Here is a 24465-nt window from a genome sequence, read left to right as displayed (position 1 = left end):
CGGCTACTTGTAGCGGTAGACGGCGATGACGTAGTCGGGGCAGACGATCTGGCAGGCGGTGCAGCCGGTGCAGCCGTCGTGCAGCTCCGGATACCGGTAGCCCTGCTCGTTGACGGTCGCCGACATGGTCAGCACGTTGGGCGGGCAGGCGGCGAGGCACAGTTCGCAGCCCTTGCACTTGTCGGCGTCGATGACGAGGGTGCCACGGCTCATGGATGGGTTCCCTTCAGTACGGCCGCCGCGTCCGTCCACTGCGGACCGTCCACACCGGATGGTGGGAAGACGCCGCGGCGGCGCAGGGCGGCGACGGCGTTGTCGGCGGTGAGGCGCAGGTGCGTGAGGGCCGCGGCGCCGGCGGCGTCGGGGTCGCCGTCGCGGATGGCGGCGAACTCCAGGTGCAGGGCGGCGCGCTCGGCGGGCAGCGCGTCGTCGATGGAGAAGCGGGCCGCGGCGGGGACGAGGCCGCTGAACGTGCGCAGCAGCGCCCGCAGGTGGTTGCGGGCGCCGGCGACGTTGACGACCCGCCGGAACTCCCGCGCCAGGGACTCGAACTCGTTCGGGTCCTCACAGTCGGCGAGCCGCTCGTCGAGCACGGCCAGTTCCTTGAGCACGGCCGGATCGCAGGCGGCGGCGACCCTGCGGTTGGTCAGGGCGCTGAGCATGCCGTAGAGCTCGAACGCCTCGCGGACGGTCGCGTCGTCGAACCCGGCGACGAACGCCCGCTTGTAGTGGGCGCGTTCGACGAGGCCGTCGCGCTCCAGCTGGATGAGGCCCTCCCGGACCGGGACCCGGCTGACGCCCAGGGTGGCGGCGATCTCGTCGAGGTCGAGGCGCTGCCCGCTGCGCAGTTCGCCGGCGAACAGCAGGTCGAGCACGTGCGCGGCGACGGCCTCGCTGGTGTTCGCGCGCTCCAGCTTCATCGCGTGACCAGTTCGCCGATGCCGTACGTCTGCTCCATCGTGCCCTGCTGGTAGGCGGGGCCCTCGGCGGTCGGCACGAACCAGCCGGTGGGGCACATAGTGAGGATCTCCACCAGGCTGAACCCGCCGCCGGCGAGCTGGGTCTCGAACGCCCTGCGCAGCATGCGTTTCGCCTGGAGCACCCCACCGGCGGTGGAGACGGCGCCGCGGGCCACGTAGCCGACGCCCTGCAGCGACGCGACGAGGTCGGCGACGGGGATCGGGTAGCCGTGCGTCTCGGGGTCGCGCCCGTCGATGCTGGTCTTGGTCCGCTGGCCGAGGACGGTGGTGGCGGTCTGCTGGCCGCCGGTGTCGCCGAAGACCCCGTTGTTGAGCATCACGCAGGTGATGTTCTCACCGCGGGCAGCGGCGTGCAGCACCTCCTGCAGGCCCTCGTTGGCCATGTCGCCGTCGCCCTGCAGGGTGAAGACGGCGACGCCGGGCCTGACCCGTTTGATGCCGGTGGCGCAGGCGGGTGCGCGGCCGTGCAGGCACTGCAGGACGTCGACGTCCATGATGCGCACGAAGCTGCCGTAGCAGCCGTGCCCGACGACGCCGATGGTGCGCTGCACGATGTCCAGCTCCTGCAACACTTCCAGCAGGATGCGCAGGGCGACGGGCTCGCCGCAGCCGGGGCACAGCGAGTGCTCCCCGAGCAGCAGGCTGGGCTTGAAGTCGACGACCTGCTTGGCGGGCAGCACAGGCGGGCCTGACGTGTCGATGATCATAGGGCACCTAGGATTCGTGAGCGGATCACGGGGGCGTCGAGCAGCGGCCCGTAGGAGAGCCCGGACTCGGCGATGCTGACCCCGCCGACGAACCGGACGGCGTCGCGGTCGGCGGCGTGGATGCGCACGTCGTCGAGCATCTGCCCGGCGTTGAGCTCGAAGACGAGGACGTTGCGGGCGCCGGTGGTCGCGCGGCGCAGCGCGGCGCCGGGGAACGGCCACAGGGTGACGGGCCGGAACCAGCCGATGCGGTGCCCTTCGGCGCGCAGCCCGTCCACGACGTGCTCGACGAACTTCGCGGCGGTGCCGAACGCGACGACGACGGTCTCGGCGTCGTCCACCATGAACTCCTCGTGGCGCTGCTCCTGCGCGGCGATGCGGTCGAACTTGTCGGCGATCGCGCGCCAGTGCCCGTCGGGGCCGGGGCCCGGGTCGTTGGCCTTGCCCATCGCCCAGGTCCAGATCTGCCGGCTGCGGCCGGTGCCGCCGCCGGTGCCGTCGAGGACCCAGTCCTTGTCGGGCAGCGGCCCGAAGTCGAGGGCCTGGATGTCGACCCCGACGCGGGTCTGCGCGAGCAGCGGGTCGCCGTAGAGCATGACGGGCGCGCGGTGCTTGTCGGCGAGGTGGAACAGCAGCTGCGTGTGCTCGACCGCCTCGGGGATGTCCTTCGGCGCGAGCGTGATGGTGCGGTAGTCGCCCCAGCCGCCGCCGCGGGTGGCCTGGAAGTAGTCCTGCTGGTTGCGGGCGAGGTTGAACACGACGAACGGTGTCTCGTTGAGCGCGGCCTCGGCGATCGCCTCCTGCATGAGCGCGATGCCCTGACCGCAGGAGCCGGTGGCGGCGCGGGCGCCCGCGGCGGCGGCGCCGAGGGTCATGTTGACGCCCTCGATCTCGCTCTCCGCGTTGAGGCACACGCCGCCGGCCGCGGGCAGCCGGCGCGACATCTCCTCCAGCAGGCCGGTGAACGGTGACATGGGGTAGCCGGTGAAGAACCGGCAGCCGGCGACGATCGCGGCCTCGGCCATGGCGGCGCCGCCATCAAGCAGTTCCAGGCTCACGCGCTGACCTCCACAGTCGCGGCGCCAGCTTCCAGCGCCCGGGCGTTCGCCGGTGCGTGCTGGCGCCGGTACGGCGGCAGCAGCTCCTCCATCGCGGCCGCCAGCGACGCCGGCCGCACCAGCTGCGTGAGTGCGTTGTACGCGCCGAGGAGGACGAACCCGGACGCCTGCGGCGCCTCCACCGACCTGGCGGCGCCCATCGCGTCGACGGCGAACACCCGCAGGTCGGGGCGGAACGTGGAAGGGTCGACGAGCGGGGTGTTGGCCACGACGATGCCGCCCGGCCGGATCCGGTCCTCGACGCCTTCGGTGAAGCGGTGGTGGGCGAAGATCGCCGACCACGCCGACGGCAGGATCGGCAGGGCCTTCAGCGGGGCGTCGCCGATGACGACGCCGGCTTTGGACGGCCCGCCGCGCATCTCGCCGCCGTAGTCGGCCGCGAGCATCGCGTAGCGCCCCTCACGGGTGGCGGCGAGCGCGAGGGTCTTGGCGAGCAGCTGGATGCCCTGCCCGCCGACCCCGGTGACCATGAGCTCCCGCTCCATCCGTGTCCTCCCTTGACGAGATTTGAATATTGAATACAAAATCTGATCGAACCGTCAAGCGCGGCCGCGAGGAGATCATGAGATGCGGGCTTTGGTCATGCACGGCTTCGGCGACGCCACCGTCGAGGAGGTCCCGGACCCAGACCCCGGAGCGGACGAGGTCGTCATCGACGTCGCCTGCGTCCAGCCGAGCGTCACGGAGTGCATGCTGATCGCCGGTGACCCGGTCGCCATGCACGACGTCCTCGCCGCCCGGCTCGCGGCCGGCCCGACCCGTTTCGGCGGTCACGAGTTCGCCGGCACCCTCCCTGACGGCTCCCTCGTCACGGCGGTCGAGACCGCCGCCTGCGGGGTGTGCGCCGCGTGCCGCCGGGACCGGCCGGACGCGTGCCCCTCTCCAGGTGTGCTCGGCTTCACCAGACCGGGGGCGTTCGCCTCGCGCGTCGCCGTCCCGCTGCGGTCGGTCGTGCCCGTGCCCGACGGCGTGACCGCATCGCAGGCCGCCGCGGTGCAGCCCCTCGCCGGAGCGCTGCACGGGCACGCGATCGCCGAGGTGCGCCCCGGCGACAGCGTCCTCATCCTCGGCGCCGGTGTCATGGGTGTCCTGCACGCGCAGGTGGCCCGGCACGGCGGCGCCGGGCTCATCATGGTGACCGGCCGCAGTCCCGCGAAACGTTCTCTGGCGCTCGCCGCCGGCGCCGACGTCGTCATCGACGCCGCCGACGACGTGCACGCCGCCGTCCTGGAGGCGACCGGCGGGATCGGCGCCGACGTCGTCTTCGAGACCGCCGGCGGCATGCCGAGCGCCGGGCTCGCCGGGACGTCCACCTTGGATCTGGCGGCGCGGTGCGTACGGCGCAGCGGGCGGATCGTCATGGTCGCGGTCCTGCCCCGGGAAGCTCCCGCGCCGCTGGGGCTGCTGCGGGAGCGGGCGGTGGCACTGCTCCATCCACGGTCCGGGGCGGGCGGCTACTCCCCCGGCAGCGGCGCGTTCGAGCAGGCGCTGCGGCTCATCGCCCGCGGCGACGTCGACGTCGACTGCCTGATCACCCACCGCCTCGAGGGCGTGGACGCGCTGCCGAAGGCCCTGGACATCACCCGCGACAAGGCGTCGCACGGCGCGCTCGGCCCCGCCCAGGTCATGATCGGTTCGTGGGGCCGAGCATGAGCGACCCCGGGAGCGCAGCGGAAGGCCCGCTCAGGCCGACGCCGGAGCGTAGCGGAGGTGGCAGCATGAACGGACCGGAGCGTAGCGGAGTGGCTGCTCATCGTGGGCGCAGTCACAGGTCAGGCCGACGCCGGAGCGTAGCGGAGGTGGCGGCATGAGCGGCCATGGAGCGCAGCGGAAGGCCGATCATCATGAGCTCAGTGTCAGCTCAGGCCGACGCCGGAGCGTAGCGGAGGTGGCGGCGTGAGCCTGCTGATCGGGGACATCGTCGCCCTTGCCGCGCTGACCGTGCCGCGGCAGGCGGCGGCCACCCTCGGCGATGACGCGCTCACGTTCGCCGAGCTCGACGTCGCCGCGGACCGGACGGCGAACGCCCTCGCCGGCCTCGGGGTCGGGGCCGGGGACGTCGTGCTGTGGTGCGCGGCGCCGACGCTGCGGGTGCTCGACGTGTTCGTCGCCTGCGCGCGGCTCGGCGCCGTGTTCGCCCCGCTGAACCCCGCGCTGCCGGTGCATGAGCGCGACGCGGTCCGGGAATACCTCGACCCCCGGCTCGTGCTGTCGGACCGGGAGTTCGGGGCGCCGGTGGTACACCATGCGACGCTGCGGAACGGGAGCGGCGTGTTCGAGCGGCGGGCCGTCGACGACAGTGCGCCGCACATCGTCTACCTCACCAGCGGCTCGACCGGCACGCCGAAGGGCGCCCTCGTCAGCCACCGCGCGAGCTGGCTGCGGGCCGCCCCGGGTGGCGGCACGTTCACCAGCGGGCTGCGCGGGCCCGGCGGGGTCGTGTGCACGTTCCCGCTGTACCACTACGGTGGCTGGCATTATGTGATGGAGGCCTGGCAGCACCGCACCGCCGTGCACCTGGTCCGCCGCGCCGACGCCGCCTCGGTCATCGACGTCGTCCAGCACCGCCGCCCGTCGGCGCTGTACTGCATCCCGGCCGTCTGGGAGCGCCTGCTGGACCGCGAGCACCGCACCGCCGACCTGCGCTCCCTGCTGCACGCCGACACCGGCACGTCCAGCGTCGCGCTCGACCTGGTCGAACGCATCAAGGCCCGCCTGCCCGGGACGACGACGACCATCCTGTACGGCTCCACCGAGGCGGGCCGGATGGCGGCCCTGCACGACTGGGAGCTGACCGCCAGACCCGGCAGCGTCGGCCGGGCCGCGACCCCGAACGCGCTGTGGCTCGCCCCCGACGGCGAGGTCTGCGTCACGGGACCCGCGGTGATGAACGGCTACCTGGGCGCCGCCGCGCTGACCGGCGAGTACCGCTCCGGCGACCTCGGCCACCTCGACGCCGACGGCTACCTGTACCTGACCGGCCGCACCCGCGAGGTGATCCGCACCGGCGGCGAGTCGGTCGGCCCCGCCGAGGTCGAACACGCCCTGCGCGATCTGCCGGGCGTGCTGGACGTCGCCGTCGTCGGCCTCCCGGACCCCCAGTGGGGCGAGGTGGTCTGCGCCGTCTTCGTGCTCCCCGCCGACTGCCCGGCGCCGACGGTGGCGCAGGTGCGGTCCCACGTGGACGGCCGGCTCGCCGGCTTCAAGGTCCCCCGCCGGATCGCGACGACGGCGTCGATCCCCCGCACCCCGGCCACCGGCCAGATCCAGCGCAGCCGCCTCCGCGACCTGCTGACCGGATGAGCCGCCTGACGCCGGAGCCAGGCCGCGTCACCAAGGTGTCGGAGCCGGGCCGTGGCACCGTTGCCCTTCACCAGGTGCCGGGGCCGTGGACGGCGAGCCAGCGCGTCCACTCGTAGCCCTTCAGGGCGGCGCTGGGCAGGCCACGGTCGCGTTTGACGGCGACGGCGCGGTCGAGCAGGTCCAGGGCGTCGCCGAACTTCTGGTCCGTGCCGAGCAGTTCGACGACGAGGCAGCTCGCGCCGTAGGTGACGAAGCCGCCGGTGTCGTCGCGGACCGTGGCGAGCAGCGCCGAGACGAAGGCCTGCGGGTCGGCCTTCGCCTGCTCGTAGAAGGGCGCGATGCAGGTGGGGTAGATCTCGGTCGGGTCGACGCCCGACCCGACGTGGTCCATCTCGAACCGGCCGAGCAGCTCGAGCCGGCGCGGCATGTCGGCGGGGAACCGGATCCCGGGCGTCCTGCGCAGCCATCCCATCGGTCGCGCCTAGGAGGCGTCGGCGGTGACGCCGAAGCCCTCGGCGACCGAGCGCAGCAGCCGGGACGTGGAGCCCTTGTCGCCCATTCCGTAGGGCCCGACCAGCTGGACGGTGCGGGAGTCGCCGTTGTCGACGACGTAGGCGTGCACGGCCATCCTGGTCGCGCCGTACATCTTGCTCTGGCCGGGGACGAACGCGCCACCCTTCCACGTCGGCTGCCGCCCGACGCTGGGCAGGCCGCCGGACGGCTCGAAGAACTCGACGCCGCCCTCGTCGTTGCCCCGCAGGACGCTCAGGCCGCGCAGGATCCGCCGGCCCGGGCCGTAGCTCGATTGGACCGCCTCGCGGAAGGTCTGCGCGCAGCGGGCGACGGACATCTTCGTCTCGAACTCGATCCGTAAGTCACTCATGGCCGCCTCTGACGGACAGTTGTCCGTCAGAAGCGGTGCATGGCGAGGAGCCGGCGTCCGCCGCGGACGTCCTACGGGTACCTGGCGCCACCCGAGGCCCGGGTGGGCGGGTGGCGCTGCTTCAACGAGGACTGCCACGCCGGGGGCGAGCCGGCGCCCAGGTGGTGGCCGTTCCTGTGCACCGAGTGTCACCGCCCGGCCGACCCCGTGTTCGAGGAGCCGTGGGCGCACGAGGCCGAGGAACACCTCATCCGGCACGACCTCACCAACGCGGACTGGCACCAGCGCACCGCCGCGGAGCTGAAGGTGCACATCTGGTCCTACAAGGACGCCTGGTTCCGCGGTGACGGTGCGGCGGCGCGGGCGGCGTGGCACGGGTTCCGGCGGACCAGGCAGCGGCAGCAGCAACGCGGCGAGGACTGGTGGGTCACCACGGCAACCGGGCAGATGGTGCTCCTCGCGGCGCTCGCCGACGACATCGACGGCGCGGTGCCGGAGCTGCGGGCCTGGCACCCACGGGTCGACACCCGGGACCTGGAGGACGACAACACCCGGCGGACCGACGCGCGCGTCTTCGTGTCGGCCTGCAGCGGCCTGCTCGAGCGCGAGGCGTCGATCGGGCATCCGCACGAGGCCGAGATCGACCATCTCATGCGTGACATCGCGGCGCGCGCGGAAGACGTGCTGACGCCGGCGCATCAGGAAGGGTTCCGCCGGATCCGGCTGGTGCGGACCCTGCCCGCCACCACCGCCGCCATCGAGGGCACGCGTCGCGCACCGGGCCCGGTCGGTGACCGCCTCCCCCCGATCTCCGTCGTCGCCGGCGCCGACAGCGCCCTCGACGCGGCCGAGCTCCACGACGATCACGACGCCCTCGACGCGCTGATCCGGCGGCTCGCGGCGGACGGCGGCACACCGAGCCTGCTGCACCTGTTGCGCGCCCGGCGGCTCGTCCTGGGCGGCGCGCTGCGGCAGGCGATGGACGAGCTGGCCCTGGCCGCCGAGGCGACCGACGAGCTCTGCATGGACCTGCGACCGGTCGTCTACGCCACCCACGGCCGGGTGCGGACGCTGCACGATCCGGCCGCGCTGGACGCCGGGATCGCCGACTGCCGCACCGGACGGCACCTCGGTCTGCGCCGGTGGCGGGGCACCACGGCGGCGGACACGGAGCTGGCCCGGCTGCTGCTGTGGCGCGGATCGGACCGCTCCGACGTCGGTGAGGCGGTGCGGCTGGCCCGGCGACGGTGCCGGCCGTGGCGCTACCCCGGCGTCGAGGACCGGATCGTGCTGCAGGAGGCGCTGTCGGCGTACGACACGCTGACCGGACACGGCAACACGGAGCGCCGGCGGCGGGCCTGGCGGGACGCCGTCGCATCCGCGGGGAGCGTCGTCGAGCGGGCCCGGTTCGCCACGGCATGGGTCGGCTGGGCCGTCGGCACCGGCGACCCGGAGCTGGCCGCCGAGGCGTACCAGCACCTGGTCGCGCTCATCCCGCTGGACGCCGCGGCGCGCACCGGCAGCCGCGCCCGGGAGCGGGTCCTCGCCGCCGCGCAGGAGCACATCGAGGACGCCGGATACTGGCTGGCGCGCAGCCGCAGGTACCGGGAGGCCGTCGTCGCGCTGGAGACCGGCCGGGCGATCGCGCTCACCGGGACGTTCGGCGGCGAACAGTTCGCCGCCGTCGACTACCCGGCCGTGACCGCGGCGACCGGCGACGGCGCGCTGCTGTACGTCGCGGCGGCGAAGGCCGGCGGTTACGCCCTCGTCGTCGCCGCCCGGCACGACCCGCAGTTCGTCGAGCTGCCGAAGCTCGACCGGGCCACCGTCGCCGCGCTCGTCGGCACCACGCGGTCCGGCCAGGCCGTGCGGGGCACGGCGGCGACACGGGACGCGGACCCGGTGACGGCCGCCGCCGACCCGCTGGCGGAGGTGCTGCGGGCGCTGTGGGACGGCGGGATGCGGGACCTGCTGCTCGACAAGGCGCGCGGCTCGGTGGTGACGCTCGTCCCGGTCGGCCTGCTCAGCCTCCTGCCGCTGCACGCCGCCGGGGGCCCGCTGCACGCCGCCGGGGATCCGGACACTCCCGGCCACGCGGGTCGGTTCTCGGCGATCCGGTACGCGCCGAACGCCCGCGGGCTGCGCCGCTGCCAGGACCTCGCCCGGGAGCTCGACCGGCGGCCGCTGCGCCTCCTCGCCGTCGACGCGCCCGCGAGCCCCGGCGGCACGCCGTTGCGGTACGTCGCGCACGAGACCGACGCCGTCGCCCGCCGCTGGTCGTCGCCCGGGACCAGGGTCACCCACGACTGCACCTGGGCCGAGTTCCGCGACAGCGCCGACGGGTACACCGTCTGGCACCTCGCCTGCCACGGCGTCGCCGAGCCGCACGCGATCCTCGACACCCGCCTCTGCTTCACCGACCGGGACGTCACCCTCGGCGAGCTGCGCCGGATCCTGCCGACCGGCCGCCGGCGCCTCGCGGTGCTGTCGGCGTGCGAGACCAACCTGACCGAGGTCACCGCGCCGAACGAGGTCGTCGGCCTGCCGTCCGCCCTGCTGCAGGTCGGTTTCGCCGGCGTCGTCGCCAGCGCCTGGAAGGTCGACGACCTGGCGACCGCGTACCTGATGACGGCCTTCTACCACCTGTGGTGCGGGGAACGGCACCCGCCCGCCGTCGCGCTGAACCTGGCCCAGCGCTGGCTGCGCCACGCGACCCGCGCCGAGCTGACCGCGGCCCTGCCCGGCACGGACCCGGGCGGCTTCGACGACCAACCGTTCCGGGACCCGCGCTACTGGGCGGCGTTCGCCTACACGGGAGCGTGACCTGCCCGGCGGCCGCAACGCCCCAGCCACCGGAACACGACACCCATCCGGTCGAGGATCGGCTCCGAACTCCGGGGTATGGCAGTGGATGGCGGAGTGGTGGCGGGGGTCGTCGCCGGGCGGTACCGGCTCGTCCGGGTCGTCGGGCGCGGCGGGATGGGCCGGGTCTGGCAGGCGCACGACGAGATCCTCGACCGTGAGGTCGCCGTCAAGGAGGTCATGCCGGTCGCCGGCGTGGCACCCGGACGCACCGACATCTGGGAGCGCACGATCCGCGAGGCGCGCACCGCGGGACGGCTCAAGCATCCGAATGTGGTCCGCGTGTACGACGTGCACTTCGCCGACGGGCGGCCGTGGATCGTCATGGAGTACGTCGAAGGCCGGTCGCTGCACGCGGTCGTCCGGGACGACGGGCCGCTCGACGTCGAGCGCGCCGCGAAGGTCGGGCTGGCGCTGCTCGACGGGCTCGCCGCTGCGCACGCCGCCGGGGTGCTGCACCGGGACGTCACACCGCGCAACGTGCTGCTCACGCAGGACGGGCAGACGCTGCTGGGCGACTTCGGGGTGGCGGTGTTCGAGGAGGAGAGCTTCCGGGCCGACGCGACCCGCGAGGACGTGCTGCTCGCCTCGCCCGCATACGTCGCGCCCGAGCGGGTGATGGCCGGCGAGTCGAGCACGAGCACCGACCTGTGGTCGCTCGGCGCGACGCTCTATCTCGCGGTGGAGGGTCGTCCGCCGTACGAGCGGGCCACGCCGATCGATCAGCTGACCGCGCTGATGCAGGAGCCGCCGGACGCGATGCGGCGCGCCGGACTGCTGGAGCCGGTCATCGAGGGCCTGCTGCGCCGCGATCCGGGCGACCGCCTGACCGTCGCCGGGGCCCGTCCGCTGCTGGAGGCGGCGCTGACCGGGCAGCGGGCACGCGCCCCGCGCTGGCGCGTCCCGGTCCAGCGACGGCCGTCGCCCCCGTCCGATCGGGCCGGCGGCGTCGGTACCGCGGCGGCGACCGCGATCAGTGAGACCGCGCGGCGCAAGCTCGTCGTGGCCGGGCTCGCCGTCGTGCTCCTCGCCGCGGGAGGGGCCGGCGCCTGGGCCGCCACCCGGCCGACCACCGGCGGCGGCCCTCCCGCGGTCGTGCCGTCGACCGTGCAGGTCCGCTATCCGTCGCCGTTGCGGTGTTCCGGGGCGACCACCGCGGACGCGGCCGCGCAGGGGTGGGTCCGGCGGGACGAGGACGGCTTCAGCACCCTGGCGCCCGACGGCTGGGCGCGCGCCACCGACGGTCCCGTCGTGTGTTTCCTCGACCCGGCCGGGCGGCAGGGCTTCACCGTCGACCCGACCCCGCCGCTGGACGAGGACCGGGTGGCGTACTGGACGGAGCAGGAACGCGTGCTGCTCGCCGGGCCGGACAGGCCCGCCGGGTACCGCCGGGTCACCATCAGCGTGGCGCTGTTCCAGCGGGGCGGCGCCGACTGGGAGTACACGTTCGACGAGGACGGCACCCGCTGGCACACGCTGCGCCGGAACTTCGCGATCGGCGAGGGCCGCGGGTTCATCGTGTCGTGGACCGCGCCGGACGCCGGCTGGGACGCCGCGCTCGACGGCTTCCGCACCGTGACCGGCGGCTTCGAACTTCGCTGATCGCCGCACCAATCCGGACGGATCACGGCTCCGAACCACTCCTGTCACATCGTCAACCGATCGGAGACCCCCTCATGAACCTCAGACGAGCCGCCATCGCGGCCCTTCCGGTCGCGGCGGTCGCGCTGACCGTGCCGTTCCTGGCCCCGGCGCCCGTGTTCGCCGCCGAGTCGGTCTCCGTCGAACTGCAGGAGATGGGCAAGACCGGCGCCAAGGGCAGCGCGACGCTCACCCCGATGGCCAACGGCGACCTGAAGATCGTCCTGAAGTCGACCGGGATGACGCCGAACTCGCCGCACGCGCAGCACCTGCACGGCTCGGCCGGCGGCATGGACTTCCACTGCCCGACCCTGGCCGACGACAAGAACGGCAACGGCTACCTCAGCGTCGAGGAGGGGCTGCCGATGTACGGCGACATCTTCGTCTCACTGACCACCTCCGGCGACACCACCAAGGCCAGCGGCCTCGCCGTCGACCGCTTCCCGACCGCCGACGCCAAGGGCGACCTGTCCTACGAGCGCACGATCCCCGCCGCGCAGCTGCCGGCCGGCACGATCGAGCACATCAAGGACCTGCACATCGTGCAGCACGGCATCGACGCGAACGGCAACGGCAAGTACGACCTGGAGGCCCTCGGCGAGTCGACGTTCGCGAAGTCGCTCGGCGTGCCGAACATCCCGGAGGAAGCGACCGACGTCGCGACCTGCGGCATGGTCGCCGGTGCGGCCGCCGGCTCGGTCCCGGCCGGTGGCGTCGAGACCGGCGACGGCTCGTCGTTGCGGCAGAACGGCATGGACCCGGCGCTGATCTACTCGGTCGGTGGCGCCGCGGTGGCCGGCACGCTCGCGGTCGCCTTCTACCGCCGCCGCAAGAGCACGCAGGTCTGAGCGATGAACACCATGAGCGGCCTGAAGCACCGTCTGGCCCTGTGCGCCGCGTTCCTGTCCCTGGCGGCGTGCTCGTCACCTGAGGCGGCGCCGCACACGGAGGCGGCACCGGCGCAGGCGGCGACCCAGCCCCCCGCGGCGAGCAAGCCCGGTGAGCTGACCTCAGGGCCGCTGATGGTGTCGTCCCCGCCGGTCAGCGTCAGCATCCCGAAGCTCGGCGTGACCAGCAGCCTGATCGACCTGTCCACCAAGTCCGACGGCACCATGGAGGTGCCCGACGACGCGAGCACCGTCGGCTGGTTCACCGGCGCGCCCACCCCGGGCGCGCTGGGACCGGCCGTCCTCGCCGGACACGTCGACTGGAAGGGCACCAGGGGCGCCTTCTACCACCTGGCGACCCTGACCCCCGGCGACGAGGTGACGGTGACCCGCCTCGACGGCAGCCGCGCGGTGTTCGCCGTCGGCAAGGTCGAGCGGCACCCGAAGGACGCCTTCCCGACCGAGGCCGTGTACGGCCCGGTCGACCACGCCGCCCTGCGCCTGATCACCTGTGGCGGCGAGTTCGACGCCTCGACCGGCCACTACCGCGACAACATCGTGGCGTTCGCCGCCCTGCGCCAGGCACTGTGACCGCGTCCGCTCAGTCGAGGCAGAACTCGTTGCCCTCGACGTCCTGCATCAGCTGGCACGACTCGTTCTCCTCATCGGCGACCAGGAGCTTCCCGCGGACCGCCCCGAGCGCGACCAGCCGTGCGCATTCGGCCTCCAGCGCGGCCAGGCGCTCCTCGCCGACGAGCCCGGTGCCGACCCGCACGTCGAGATGCACGCGGTTCTTGACGACCTTGCCCTCGGGGACCCGCTGGAAATACAGCCGCGGGCCGGCCCCTGAGGGATCGCCGCACGCCGCGGACGCCGCCCCCGGCTCGTCCTGCGCCGCCGCGACATACCCCAGCACCTCGCACCAGAACCGGGCGACGCGCACCGGGTCCGCGCAGTCGAAGGTGACCTGAACCTGCCTGACCGACGCCATGGGCCCACCCTAGCGGCGAGCTGGATCGGTGCTGGCATCCGGGCATAAAAGAAGGCAGGAAGAAGCTCCCTGCCACTTCTAACATATAGCAGACTGGGGGTCTTGCCGCAAGACCCGGTCCGTGCTGCAGAATCGTCGACCGGACCAAAAGGCCGAAACGGACGAAGGCACCGGGGGCACGATGAGCGAGCGGTACGTGTTGGGTCTGGACGAGGTCGACGAGACGCTGCCGGCGGTCGTGGGCGGCAAGGGCGCGCACCTCGGGGCGCTGTCGGACATCGACGGCGTCACCGTGCCGGCCGGCTTCTGCGTCACCACGGACGCCTTCCAGCGGGTCATGGCGGACGTGCCCGCCATCGGTGAGCGGCTCGACCAGCTGGCCCGCGCCGGCGACCGGGACGCGGTCCGCACGCTCAGCGCGGACATCCGCCACAGCATCGAGACGACCGCCGTCCCCGGCGACATCGCGGCGGCGATCACCGGCGGACTCGACGAGCACGTCGCCTATGCCGTGCGGTCCAGCGCGACGGCCGAGGACCTGCCGACGGCGTCGTTCGCCGGGCAGCAGGACACCTACCTCAACGTCATCGGGGCGGCGGCCGTCCTCGAGCACGTCAGCCGGTGCTGGGCGTCGCTGTTCACCGAGCGGGCCGTGGCGTACCGGCAGCGCAACGGCATCGACCACCGCACGGTCCACATGGCGGTGGTCGTGCAGCGGATGGTGTTCCCGGACGTGGCCGGGATCCTGTTCACCGCCGACCCCGTCACGTCCGACCGGAAGGTCGCCTCCGTCGACGCGAGCTTCGGACTCGGCGAGGCCCTGGTCTCCGGGCTGGTGAACCCGGACGTCTACAAGGTCCGCGACGGCGAGGTCGTCGCCAGGACCATCGGTGCCAAGCAGCTCGCCGTCCACGCCTCGCCCGGTGGCGGTACACGGGAACAGCCGGTCGATCCGGAGCTGCGGCAGCAGGCGGCCCTGACCGACGCGCAGGTCGTGGCGCTCGTCGAGCTCGGCCGGCGGATCGAGGCGCACTTCGGCCGCCCACAGGACATCGAATGGTGCCTGACCGGCGGCGGCTTCCAGATCGTGCAGAGCCGGCCGATCACCACGCTGTTCCCCGTCCCCGAGGCCGGCGACGAGGAGCACCGCGTCTATCTCTCCGTGGGCCACCAGCAGATGATGACCGACCCGATGCGGCCGCTGGGGCTGTCGTTCTGGCAGATGACGACCCCCATGCCGATGGCCGAGGCCGGCGGCCGGCTGTTCGTCGACGTGACCCAGCGGCTGGCGTCGCCGGCGAGCCGCGACGGCTTCCTGGCGCTCATCGGCAAGGGCGACCCGCTGACCCTGGACGCGCTGCGGACCATCCTCCAGCGGGACGGGTTCATCCGGCCGATCGCCGACGAGGGCGCCCCTCGGCCGCTGATCGGCGGCACGCCGTCGACGATCGAGACCGACCCGGCGATCGTGGCCGAGCTGATCGCGCACAGCGAGGCGTCCGTCGCCGCGTCGGCCCGCGAGATCGCCACGCTGTCCGGCGAGGCGCTGCTCGACTTCATCCTGGCCGACATCCAGCAGCTGCGGCGGATCCTGTTCGACCCCCGCAGCCACCAGGTGTTCATGTCGGCGATGGAGGCCACCTGGTGGCTCAACGAGCTGCTGGCGGCCTGGCTCGGGGAGAAGAACGCGGCGGACACGCTCACGCTGTCCGTGCCCGACAACATCACCTCCGAGATGGGCCTGGCGCTGCTCGACGTCGCCGACGTGATCCGGCCGCATCCGGAGGTCGTGGCGCTGCTGGAGCACGCCGGAGGCGACGCCTTCCTGGACGAGCTGCCCGAGGTCCGCGGCGGGCAGGACGCCCGCGACGCCATCGAGGGCTGGCTGCGCAGGTACGGGATGCGCTGCGTCGGCGAGATCGACATCACCCGACCACGGTGGGCCGAACGTCCCTCGACGCTCGTGCCGCTGATCCTCGGCAACGTCAGGAACTTCGAGCCGGGCGCCGCCGCGCGGCGCTTCGAGCAGGGGCGGCAGGAGGCGTGGGCGAAGGAGCAGGAGCTGCTGGAGCGCCTGCGCGCCCTGCCGGACGGCGAGTCCATGGCCGCCCGGACGAAGCAGAGGATCGACCGGGTCCGGACCTTCATCGGGTACCGCGAGTACCCGAAGTACGGCATGATCAGCCGCTACTTCGTCTACAAGCGGGCCCTGCTGGACGAGGCCGACCGCCTCGTGCGGGCCGGGGTCCTGCGGGAGCGGGAGGACATCTACTCCCTCACGTTCCAGGAGCTCCACGACGTCGTGCGCACGAACCGCGTCGACGACGAGCTCATCGAGCGGCGCAAGGAAGCGTTCCGGTCCTACGAGGCGCTGACGACGCCGCGGGTACTCACCTCCGACGGCGAGGTCGTCGCAGGGTCGTACCGGCGCGATGACATGCCGGAGGGCGCGCTGATCGGCCTGCCGGTCTCCGCCGGGACGGTCGAAGGACGGGCCCGCGTCATCCTCGACATGGCCCGCGCCGACCTCGAACCCGGCGACATCCTCGTCACCACCCACACCGACCCCAGCTGGACGCCGCTGTTCGTCGCGGTCGCGGGCCTGGTGACGGAGGTCGGCGGCCTGATGACGCACGGCGCCGTGGTCGCCCGCGAGTACGGCCTGCCGGCCGTCGTCGGCGTGGCGGACGCGACCCGGCTCATCGGCGACGGCCGGCGGATCCGGGTGCACGGCACCGACGGATACATCGAGCTCCTCGACTGATCAGCTCGGCGGCATGGACACGGTGCCGTCGTCGTGGCCGCGCAGACCGGCGGCCGGGCACCTGGCGGTGCCGCCTCAGCGTTCGCTGTGCATCTTGAGCAGTGGCACGACGACCTGGTCGACGATCGCCGCGAGGGCCTCGTCGGTCAGGCCGCCGTCCACGACGATCGCGTGCCGGGCCAGGTCGAGCGGCAGGACGACGACCTCGGCCGGCAGTGGCGCGCTTCCGAGCTCGCCCCGCCGCCGGGCCCGCTCGACGAGCGGCAGCACGGTGGCGGCGCCGTCGGCGAAGAGCAGCCGCCGGACCGCCGCCCCGATCGCCGGGCCGGGCTCCGCGAGCAGGCCGATCAGCGTCCGCCGGCCCGACCGGGTGACCGCCCTGCGGACGGCCGCCAGCAGCACCTTCAGATCGCCGGCGAGACTGCCGGTGTCCGGCGGGAGCACGTCCGCGGCATGCACGGTCACCAGCGCGTCCGCGACCATCTCCGCTTTGCTGCTCCAGCGCCGGTACAGCACGGGTTTGCTCGTCCCCGCCCTCAGCGCCACCGTGTCGTACGTCGTGGCGGCGTAACCCCGCTCCGCCACCTCGGCCAGCACCGCGTCCTGCAACGCCCGCACCAGCTCCGTGCCATATCGACGACGAACCGCCGTCATCCCCCGATGATTCTGCACCCGCCCAGGATCGGCGACGACCGTTGCACAAACCTTGAATCCCCGCCCTGAACAGGCCTGATCGGCCTGTTGCCCGCGTCGGTCGGGCCGCTTCCGCAGACAACGGACGCGGCCCATTGCGCAGGGCCGAGGTCCCGCGTGAACCGTGGCGACGCAACGAGCGCCGGCAACCCCTGCCGGAGCCAGGCCGGAGCCCGTCGCGCGGCGGTGGGGTCCGGGGCCGCGGCGACGGCTCCGACTCGATCCGCAGACGCCCCCACAGCGCACCGCACACCTGACGGACAGCGCCTTCTTCCGCCGTCGCTGAAGCCGCGAAAGGCGGTGCTCTCAGGTGTGGGTCACGCGCAGCGTGCGCAGGGACGGGTCGGCCGCGTAGGCGATCCTGACGCCGGCCCGCCGCGCCTGGCTCCAGGCGGGCAGCGTCTTGTGGGCGCTGGTCACCATGACGTCGGCGCCGAGCTGGAGCGGGTGCCGGGGCAGCGCGGGATGGAAGCCGAAGTGGGCCGCCCATGCCGCGTCGACGACCAGCGGCACGCCGGACCCATGGGCCGCGGCCGCCAGGCCGGCGATGTCACCGACGGTCCCGACGTAGGACGGGTCGCCGACGAACACCGCCCGCACGCCCGGGTTCGCCGCCAGCGCACGCCGTACCGTGGCAGGAGCCGACACCCAGTGGGAGGCCGGTGGCCGGGTCCACCTCGGGACGCACCCAGACGGGCGTCAGGCCGGCCAGCATCGAACGTCGGCCCGCGGTCTCCACGTCCCGCATGGTCGCAAGCGTAGCCACCTATGAGCCGTTGCCGGGGGTACTCACGGCGAGGGCCAGCGAGTCGGCGTAACCGTCGTCGGCGGCGCCGGCGGCCCGGACGAACAGCACCGGCGCCGGCCGGCTTGACGCATGCCGTTATCGGAATATGATGGCTGCCGTGGCACGAGCAGCGACGACGTCGGACACGTTCAACGCGATCGCCGAGCCGCAGCGCCGGGACATCCTGGCGCTGCTGCGGGCGGGTGAGCGGCCGGTGACCGACCTGGCCCGGGAGCTGGGGATGAGCCAGCCGCGGGCGTCCAAGCACCTGCGGGTGCTCCGGGAGGTGGGGCTGGTCCGGGTCCGCGGGGCGGGCAGGCAGCGCCTCTATGGCCTGGACGCCCGCGGGCTGCGGCCGGTCCACGAGTGGGTCGGCGGGTTCGAGCGGTTCTGGAACGAAACCTTCGACCGGCTGGACACCTATGTGCAGGACCTCAAGCAGACACGGCAGGAGGAGTGACCGATGGCAGGGACACAGCAGGAGCCGGCGGCGGCCGACCGGGAGATCGTGATCTCCCGGGTCGTCGACGCCCCGCGGGAGCTGGTGTTCGAGGCGTTCACCGAGGTCCGGCACCTGTCGCGGTGGTGGGGTCCGGAGGGGTTCACCACCACCACGCGGTCCTTCGAGTTCCGCGTCGGCGGGGTCTGGGACTTCGTGATGCACGGGCCGGACGGGACCGACTACTCCGAGTGGATCACCTGGACCGGGATCGTCCCACCGGAGCGGATCGCGCTGCTGCACGGTGAGTCCCGCGACGACCCGAACGCCTTCGAGTCGGTCCTGACCTTCGCGCCCGACGGTGCGGCGACCCGGATCGTGATGCGCACGGTGTTCCCCACCAGGGAGCTGCGCGACGAGGCGGTCGAGAAGTACCACGCGGTCGAGGGCGGCCGGCAGACCCTGAGCAGCCTGGCGGACTACGTCACCGAGCTCGTCCGGAAGGGGTCGGAGGGCTGATGGCCGGGAAGGTGTTCTTCAGCGTGACGATGTCGCTCGACGGGTTCATCGCGCCGGAGCCCGTGCCCGTCGAGGACGTCTTCTCGCCCGAAGGTCGCAGCGACCCGAGGGTCCAGCGCTGGATGACGAAGTGGTCGCAGCTGCAGGCGTGGGCGTTCCCGCAGCGGTTCTTCCGGGAGAACCTCAAGCTCGGCGAGGGCGGCGAGGAAGGACTCGACAACGACATCGCCCGGGCGACGCACGAGCGCACCGGCGCGAGCGTCATGGGCAGGCGCATGTTCGACGCCGGCGAGCTGTCGTGGCCGGAGGACGCGCCGTTCCACACCCCGGTCTTCGTCGTGACGCACGAGCGGCGTGACCCCTGGGCGCGGCCGGGCGGGACCACGTTCCACTTCGTCGACGACGGCATCGAGACCGCGCTCGGCCGGGCCCGTGAGGCCGCCGGCGACCGCGACGTCCGCATCGCCGGCGGCGCCGAGACGATCCTGGAATACGTGAACGCCGGCCTGATCGACGAGTTCTCGATCGCGCTGTCACCCGTGCTGTTCGGCTCCGGAATCCGCCTGTTCGAGGGCGTGGACGCGGACCGGGTGGCCCTGGAGCAGGTCCGTTCGGAGCCGTCGTCGCGGGTGACGCACCTGACCTACGCAGTACACCCACGGTAGCCGGGCTCGTGGTCCATCCGCGGGGGTGGGCTCAGGTGAGCAGGGTGCCGCGGCGGGCGGTGGCGCGGACCACGGCGACGGGGCACGGCGCGCGGTGCAGCATTGCGCGGCTCACGGAGCCGAGGACGAGACCGCCGAACGGGCCGTAGCCGTGGGCGCCGACCACGAGGAGCGCCGCACCCATGCTGGCGCGCATCAGCACGCCGGTGGCGCCGCCAAGCTCGACGACGGACCGCACGCCGACTTCGGGGTGCCGCTCGCGCCAGGTGGACAGGATCTCCGACAGCAGGCGCTGTGCCGTGTCGCACCTGGCGCCGAGGTCGAAGGAGCCGGGCACCATGCAGCCGGCCATCGGATCGGCCGGCGGATGGTAGGCGTGCACCGCCGTCACGCCGGTCCCGCGGGCGAGCGCCTGCTCGAACGCGAACCCGATCGCCTCCTCGGACGGTTCGGTCGTGTCGATCCCGACGACCACGCGCCCGGCGTACCGGCCGCCGGCGCTGGTGTCCGCTCGGACGACCACGACCGGGCAGGCCGCGAACTCCGCTATCTCCGCCGCGGTGGAGCCGGCCACCAACGCGCCGAACGTCCCTGTCCCCCGCCGGCCCACCACGATCGCCGCGGCGTACTCGGACGCCTCCAGCAGCGCCGGGACCGGCTGACCTCCGACGCTCTCGGCGGTCACCGGCAGGTCCGCGTGGATCGCGTGCGCGATCCCCTCCGCGTCCTGCAGCAGGCGGGCGGCGTGCGGTGTCGGCCGCGGCGCACCCGCCACCGGGAGCCACAGGCCCGGCGGCGGATGGACCAGTGTCGGCCCGCTGCACGCGTGGAACAGATGCAGCCGCCGACCGCGGCGGGCCGCGTCGGCCGCCGCCCACCGCACCGCGCGCTCGCCTTCGTCGGTGCCGTCGACACCGACGACGATCGCGGCAGGTGATCGCGTCAACAGCATCCGAGGGCAACTGCCCGCGAATCGCGGCCCCATGCGTGTCGAGGGGCGTGGACCTGTCAGCGGGTGAGCAGGGCGCGGAGCTCCTCGGCGATCATCGCGGGAGCCTCCTCGGCCATGAAGTGGCCGTGGCCGGTGAGTGTGTGCCGCAGGTCCGGTGCCCACGCCCGCCAGATCGACGCCGCGTCGAAGCCGAGCGCCGCGCCCCAGTCCTGCTGCACCACCGTGACCGGCATCCGCAGCCGGTTGCCGGCCGTCCGGTCGGCGCGGTCGTGCTCCACGTCGATCCCGGCGGAGGCCCGGTAGTCCGCGACGATCGACGGCACCGCCGCGGCACAGGCCCGCAGGTAGGCGCTCCGGACGTCGGCGGGGATCGCGGCCGGGTCGGCCGCCCAGCGGTCCAGGAAGTGGCCGAAGAACGCGTCGGCGCTCGCCGCGATCATCCGCTCCGGCAGGCCGGGCGGCTGCGCCATCAGGTACAGGTGGAAGCCGACGGCCGCGTCCACACCGTGCATGACGTCCCACATGTCCAGCGTCGGCAGCACGTCCAGGCAGGCCAGGTGGCCGACGGCGGCCGGATGGTCCAGCGCGGCGCGCAACGCGACGAGCGCACCGCGGTCGTGACCGGCCAGCGCGAAGCGCTCGTGTCCCAGCGCCCGGGCCAGCGCCACGACGTCGGCGGCCATGGTGCGTTTGCTGTACGTGCCGGGGCCGGCTTCGGCGGGTTTGTCGCTCGCGCCGTACCCGCGCAGGTCCGGGCAGATCACGGTGTGTCCGGCGGCCAGGTCGGCGGCGACGTGCCGCCACATCAGGTGGGTCTGCGGGAAGCCGTGCAGCAGCACGATCGGGCTGCCGGACCCGCCGACCGCCACGTGCAGCGACACGTCGCCGTCGACGGGGACCCGATGGTGCTCGAAGCCGCGGATGGTGGGTGTCATCGTCTGGTACCTCTTCAGTGTGGTTGATCGGCAGGGGAAGCAGGGGAAGTCTGCGCGTGGCGAATGAGCAACCGATGAGCAACGACCGGGTCGCGTTCGGTGTGCTGGGCCCGGTGGCGGCGTGGGACGGCGCCGGGGCCGCGCTGGCGCTGAAGGGCCCATCGCACCGGGCGGTGCTGGCGCGGCTGCTGGTGGCCCGGCGGCGGGTCGTGCCGGTCGGTGACCTCGTCGACGACCTGTGGGTGGCGCCGCCGGCCGGTGCGGTGGCCGCGGTGCGCACGTTCGTGGCGGCGTTGCGCCGGGCCATCGAGCCGGACCGCGCCCGGCGGGCACCGGCGACCGTCCTCGTCACCGACGGCCCCGGATACGCGCTGCGGGCCGACGACGACGCGGTCGACGCGTGGCGGTTCGAGGCTGCGGTGTCAGCCGCGGCGGCGCTGCCGGCGGGTGCCGCGCTGGACCGGCTGGACGCGGCGCTGGGATGGTGGCGCGGCCCGGCGTACGCGGACTTCGCCGACGCGCCGTGGGCCCGCGCCGACCGGGCGCGCCTGACCGAGCTGCGGTTGCACGCCGTCGAGCGGCAGGGCGCCGTCCGGCTCGAGCTGGGCCTGGCCGCCGAGGCGGTGGCCGACCTTGACGCGCACGCGACCCGGCACCCCTGGCGTGAGGAGGGCTGGCGGCTGCTCGGCCTGGCGCTGTACGTCTCCGGCCGGCAGGGCGACGCGCTCGCCGTGCTCCGCCGGGCGCGGGCGCTGCTCGTCGACGAGCTCGGCCTGGAGCCGGGCCCGGCGTTGCGGCGGCTCGAGGCGGACATCCTGCACCAGACCGACGAGCTGCAGACCCCCGCCGGGCGGGTGTGGACGCAGGCCGCCGCCGCGTACGACCGGCTCGTCGCGGCCGGATCCCGCAGCCGGCTGGAGTCGACGGTCGGGCTGCTGCGCGACCTCGCGATGACCGGCGGCGGCGGGCTGGCGGCCGCCCGCGAGCAGCGCGCCGCGACGGTCGAGGCGGCCGAGCAGCTCGGCGATCCGCTGCTCACCGCGCGGGTCATCGGCGCGTACGACGTGCCGGCGCTCTGGCCGCGCTCCGACGACCCCGGCCTGGCCGCCGGCGTGGTCGCGGCGGCCGAGCGGACCCTCGCCGGGCTCCCCACCACCGGCGACGACGCGACCCGGGCGCGGCTGCTCGCCACGATCGCCGTCGAGTCCCGCGGTACCCGCGACGCCCGCCCACTCGACTGTGCCCGGCAGGCGTCGGAGATCGCGCGGCGGCTCGACGATCCGGCGCTGCTCGCCTTCGCCCTCAACGGCGTGTTCATGCAGAGCTGCCGGGACACCGGGACCGCGCCGCGCCGGGCCGCGATCGGGTCCGAGCTCGTCGATGTCGCCACCCGCGGCGGCCTGGTCAGCTTCCAGGTCCTCGGCCACCTGATCCGGATGCAGGCGCTCAGCGGCCTCGCCGACTTCGCCGCCGCCGACCGGGACGCGGCCGCCGCCGAGGACCTCGCCGCGCGGCACGAACGTCCCCTGGTCGTCGTGTTCACGCAGTGGTACCGGGCGGTGCGGCTCGCGGTGGCCGAGGCGGCCGCGCCGCCGGTGGTGGAGCGCGCCTACCGGGCGGCCGCGGAACGCCTCCACGACGCCGGCATGCCGGGGCTACGGGACGGCCTTCTGCCGCTGGCGCTGCGCTGCCTGCGGCTCTGGCACGGCCTGCCGGACGAGGGCGAGGACTGCGGCCCGTACGAGCCGTGGGCACGACCGGACCCGGCAACCCTCGGCGCGCTGCCCGACCCGCCGGCCGGCCTGTTCACCGAGGCGCTGTGGTGCCTGACGGCCGAGGCCGCCCGCATCGCCGGTGACCGGGCGACGACGGCCCGGGCCCGGGCCGCGCTGACCCCGGCGGCGCGGGAATGGGCCGGCGCGGGCAGCGGCCTGCTCACCGCCGGACCCGTCGCCACGCACCTGCGCCACATGTACGTTTCATGACCCGATCGGGGCTTTGAGCAGGGGCGACACAGATTGTCACGCTGCCGCTCCGCGACCTTGCCGCCGATTGCCTAAGGTCCGCAGCCAGGAACGCTCCGCCACGCGTGGGCGCGGCGGACATCGGTTCGCTGCGCCGGGGTGCGGCGTGAACCGTCGTTCCCCCACCTTTGGACAAGGGAGGCTGCATGAGAAGGACGCTGCGCGCCGTCGCCGCGACCGGTCTGCTCGCCGCGGGCCTGGTGGCCGTGGTCGGCACCGCACAGCCGGCCAGCGCCGACACGCAGATCTGCGAGACCTACGGGTCGACCACGATCGGCGGCCGGTACGTGGTCATGAACAACAACTGGGGCAACAGCGCGACCCAGTGCATCAACGTGACGAACTCCGGGTTCTCGATCACGCAGATCAACGCGAACAAGCCGACGAACGGGGCGCCGGCGTCCTACCCGGCGATCTACATCGGCTGCCACTACACGAACTGCTCGCCCGGCACGAACCTGCCGATGCAGATCAGCGCGATCAGCTCCGCGCAGACGAGCATCAGCTACAACTACGTCGGCGGCACGTACGACGCGGCGTACGACATCTGGATGGACCCGACGCCGAAGACCAACGGCGTCAACGCCACCGAGATCATGATCTGGTTCAACCGGCAGGGTTCGATCCAGCCGGTCGGCAGCCGGGTCGGCTCGGCGTCGATCGCGGGTCGCACGTGGGAGGTCTGGCAGGGCAACAACGGCGGCAACGACGTGGTCTCCTACGTCGCGCCGTCGGCGATCAGCAGCTGGAGCTTCGACGCGAAGGCGTTCATCAACGACGTCATCGCCCGCGGCAAGGCCACCACGTCGTGGTACCTCACCAGCATCCAGGCGGGCTTCGAGCCGTGGATCGGCGGCCAGGGCCTCGCGGTCACGGCGTTCTCCGCCTCCGTCAACGGCGGTGGAGGCGGCGGGGGCGGAGGCGGTGGAGGCGGCGGCACGGCCGGCTGCTCCGCCACGTACCGCACCACCAACAGCTGGCAGGGCGGCTTCCAGGGCGAGGTGACCGTGCGCAACACCGGCACGGCAGGCATCTCCGGCTGGGCGACGACCTGGTCCGGCGGCAGCGCCACGATCAGCAACCTGTGGAACGGGCGGGTCACGTCGACCTCCCCGATCACCGTCCGCAACGAGACCTACAACGGCGCCCTGGGCGCGAACGCGACCACCACGTACGGCTTCACCGCCGGCGGCACCGCCCCGTCATCGGTGAGCTGCACCGCCGCATAGCAGCACCGTCGCCGGCCCCGCCCTCCCCGGCGGGGCCGGCGCACACCGCTGAGCACCGCCCGTGCGCGCATCTAGTGATGCGGCTA

The 24465-nt window shown here is 73.6% G+C and carries 24 protein-coding genes; 12 read left to right on the top strand and 12 right to left on the bottom strand.

Annotated features, from left to right (window positions below):
- Positions 1–3: 3 nt before the first annotated feature.
- Genes ABZS58_RS12710 through ABZS58_RS12690 form a run of 5 tightly spaced genes read right to left on the bottom strand, consistent with a single transcriptional unit; the run spans position 4 to position 3290 of the window.
- Positions 4–213 carry a 4Fe-4S dicluster domain-containing protein gene (locus tag ABZS58_RS12710; RefSeq protein ID WP_354780678.1) on the bottom strand — a complete coding sequence of 70 codons (210 nt, stop codon included), beginning with the start codon at positions 211–213 and terminating at the stop codon, positions 4–6.
- A complete protein-coding gene (locus tag ABZS58_RS12705; RefSeq protein WP_354780676.1) occupies positions 210–920 on the bottom strand; it encodes a GntR family transcriptional regulator in 711 nt (236 codons plus the stop codon). The genes ABZS58_RS12710 and ABZS58_RS12705 overlap by 4 nt, the downstream gene beginning before the upstream one ends.
- Positions 917–1687, bottom strand: coding sequence for a thiamine pyrophosphate-dependent enzyme (locus tag ABZS58_RS12700; RefSeq protein WP_354780674.1), 771 nt, complete (start codon positions 1685–1687; stop codon positions 917–919). The genes ABZS58_RS12705 and ABZS58_RS12700 overlap by 4 nt, the downstream gene beginning before the upstream one ends.
- Positions 1684–2745, bottom strand: a complete 1062-nt coding sequence (locus ABZS58_RS12695; protein WP_354780672.1) for a hypothetical protein — start codon at positions 2743–2745, stop codon at positions 1684–1686. Before ABZS58_RS12695 ends, ABZS58_RS12700 begins: the two co-directional genes overlap by 4 nt.
- Complete coding sequence (locus ABZS58_RS12690) at positions 2742–3290, bottom strand: 2-oxoacid:acceptor oxidoreductase family protein (protein ID WP_354780670.1); 549 nt, start codon at positions 3288–3290, stop codon at positions 2742–2744. The genes ABZS58_RS12695 and ABZS58_RS12690 overlap by 4 nt, the downstream gene beginning before the upstream one ends.
- An 82-nt stretch (positions 3291–3372) precedes the next feature.
- Between ABZS58_RS12690 and ABZS58_RS12685 the strand changes: the two genes are divergently transcribed.
- Positions 3373–4458 carry a zinc-binding dehydrogenase gene (locus ABZS58_RS12685; RefSeq protein ID WP_354780668.1) on the top strand — a complete coding sequence of 362 codons (1086 nt, stop codon included), beginning with the start codon at positions 3373–3375 and terminating at the stop codon, positions 4456–4458.
- A 243-nt stretch (positions 4459–4701) separates the two neighbouring features.
- On the top strand, positions 4702–6108 hold the full coding sequence (locus tag ABZS58_RS12680; RefSeq protein ID WP_354780666.1) for a class I adenylate-forming enzyme family protein: 1407 nt from the start codon (positions 4702–4704) through the stop codon (positions 6106–6108).
- 67 nt (positions 6109–6175) lie between these two features.
- Here ABZS58_RS12680 and ABZS58_RS12675 read toward each other — a convergent pair whose 3' ends face one another.
- Both ABZS58_RS12675 and ABZS58_RS12670 read right to left on the bottom strand, forming a co-directional pair.
- A complete protein-coding gene (locus ABZS58_RS12675; RefSeq protein ID WP_354780664.1) occupies positions 6176–6580 on the bottom strand; it encodes a hypothetical protein in 405 nt (134 codons plus the stop codon).
- Positions 6581–6589: 9 nt separating this feature from the next.
- A complete protein-coding gene (locus tag ABZS58_RS12670) occupies positions 6590–6991 on the bottom strand; it encodes a hypothetical protein (protein WP_354780662.1) in 402 nt (133 codons plus the stop codon).
- Positions 6992–7030: 39 nt separating this feature from the next.
- Here ABZS58_RS12670 and ABZS58_RS12665 point away from each other — a divergent pair, with 39 nt between their 5' ends.
- The 4 genes from ABZS58_RS12665 (at position 7031) to ABZS58_RS12650 (ending at position 12972) form a co-directional block, all read left to right on the top strand.
- Positions 7031–9814, top strand: coding sequence for a CHAT domain-containing protein (locus ABZS58_RS12665; RefSeq protein ID WP_354780660.1), 2784 nt, complete (start codon positions 7031–7033; stop codon positions 9812–9814).
- Positions 9815–9898: 84 nt separating this feature from the next.
- The gene (locus tag ABZS58_RS12660; RefSeq protein WP_354780658.1) at positions 9899–11455 is read left to right on the top strand and encodes a serine/threonine-protein kinase; all 1557 of its coding nucleotides are present in this window, start codon (positions 9899–9901) and stop codon (positions 11453–11455) included.
- 74 nt (positions 11456–11529) lie between these two features.
- Complete coding sequence (locus ABZS58_RS12655) at positions 11530–12342, top strand: hypothetical protein (protein ID WP_354780656.1); 813 nt, start codon at positions 11530–11532, stop codon at positions 12340–12342.
- A 3-nt stretch (positions 12343–12345) separates the two neighbouring features.
- Positions 12346–12972: a class F sortase gene (locus ABZS58_RS12650; RefSeq protein WP_354780654.1), complete on the top strand. Its 627-nt coding sequence runs from the start codon at positions 12346–12348 to the stop codon at positions 12970–12972.
- 10 nt (positions 12973–12982) lie between these two features.
- Here ABZS58_RS12650 and ABZS58_RS12645 read toward each other — a convergent pair whose 3' ends face one another.
- Positions 12983–13372: a VOC family protein gene (locus ABZS58_RS12645; protein WP_354780652.1), complete on the bottom strand. Its 390-nt coding sequence runs from the start codon at positions 13370–13372 to the stop codon at positions 12983–12985.
- Positions 13373–13553: 181 nt separating this feature from the next.
- On the opposite strand from ABZS58_RS12645, the gene rph reads away from it, so the two are divergent.
- Entirely contained in the window at positions 13554–16136 is a 2583-nt protein-coding gene (rph, locus tag ABZS58_RS12640; protein ID WP_354780650.1) for a rifamycin-inactivating phosphotransferase, read from the top strand.
- A 75-nt stretch (positions 16137–16211) separates the two neighbouring features.
- Here the strand turns inward: rph and ABZS58_RS12635 are convergent, their stop codons facing one another.
- Both ABZS58_RS12635 and ABZS58_RS12630 read right to left on the bottom strand, forming a co-directional pair.
- Positions 16212–16790 carry a TetR/AcrR family transcriptional regulator gene (locus tag ABZS58_RS12635; protein WP_354780648.1) on the bottom strand — a complete coding sequence of 193 codons (579 nt, stop codon included), beginning with the start codon at positions 16788–16790 and terminating at the stop codon, positions 16212–16214.
- A 345-nt stretch (positions 16791–17135) separates the two neighbouring features.
- Positions 17136–17477, bottom strand: a complete 342-nt coding sequence (locus tag ABZS58_RS12630) for a PLP-dependent transferase (protein ID WP_354780646.1) — start codon at positions 17475–17477, stop codon at positions 17136–17138.
- Between the two features lie 257 nt (positions 17478–17734).
- Here ABZS58_RS12630 and ABZS58_RS12625 point away from each other — a divergent pair, with 257 nt between their 5' ends.
- Genes ABZS58_RS12625 through ABZS58_RS12615 form a run of 3 tightly spaced genes read left to right on the top strand, consistent with a single transcriptional unit; the run spans position 17735 to position 19239 of the window.
- Entirely contained in the window at positions 17735–18076 is a 342-nt protein-coding gene (locus tag ABZS58_RS12625) for a metalloregulator ArsR/SmtB family transcription factor (protein ID WP_354780644.1), read from the top strand.
- Between the two features lie 3 nt (positions 18077–18079).
- Positions 18080–18574, top strand: a complete 495-nt coding sequence (locus ABZS58_RS12620; RefSeq protein ID WP_354780642.1) for an SRPBCC family protein — start codon at positions 18080–18082, stop codon at positions 18572–18574.
- Positions 18574–19239, top strand: a complete 666-nt coding sequence (locus tag ABZS58_RS12615; RefSeq protein WP_354780641.1) for a dihydrofolate reductase family protein — start codon at positions 18574–18576, stop codon at positions 19237–19239. The genes ABZS58_RS12620 and ABZS58_RS12615 overlap by 1 nt, the downstream gene beginning before the upstream one ends.
- 31 nt (positions 19240–19270) lie before the next feature.
- Here ABZS58_RS12615 and ABZS58_RS12610 read toward each other — a convergent pair whose 3' ends face one another.
- On the bottom strand, positions 19271–20185 hold the full coding sequence (locus ABZS58_RS12610) for a universal stress protein (RefSeq protein WP_354780639.1): 915 nt from the start codon (positions 20183–20185) through the stop codon (positions 19271–19273).
- Between the two features lie 62 nt (positions 20186–20247).
- A complete protein-coding gene (locus ABZS58_RS12605; RefSeq protein ID WP_354780638.1) occupies positions 20248–21126 on the bottom strand; it encodes an alpha/beta hydrolase in 879 nt (292 codons plus the stop codon).
- 74 nt (positions 21127–21200) lie between these two features.
- On the opposite strand from ABZS58_RS12605, the gene ABZS58_RS12600 reads away from it, so the two are divergent.
- Both ABZS58_RS12600 and ABZS58_RS12595 read left to right on the top strand, forming a co-directional pair.
- Entirely contained in the window at positions 21201–23111 is a 1911-nt protein-coding gene (locus tag ABZS58_RS12600; RefSeq protein WP_354780636.1) for a BTAD domain-containing putative transcriptional regulator, read from the top strand.
- Between the two features lie 185 nt (positions 23112–23296).
- Positions 23297–24379 (top strand): cellulose binding domain-containing protein, encoded by a 1083-nt coding sequence (locus tag ABZS58_RS12595; protein ID WP_354780634.1) that lies wholly within the window; start codon positions 23297–23299, stop codon positions 24377–24379.
- The last annotated feature ends 86 nt before the right edge of the window (positions 24380–24465 follow it).

Source organism: Dactylosporangium sp. NPDC005555 (genome assembly GCF_040605635.1).
Taxonomy (GTDB): Bacteria; Actinomycetota; Actinomycetes; order Mycobacteriales; family Micromonosporaceae; genus Dactylosporangium.
This window is presented reverse-complemented; position numbering and strand designations above follow the sequence as displayed.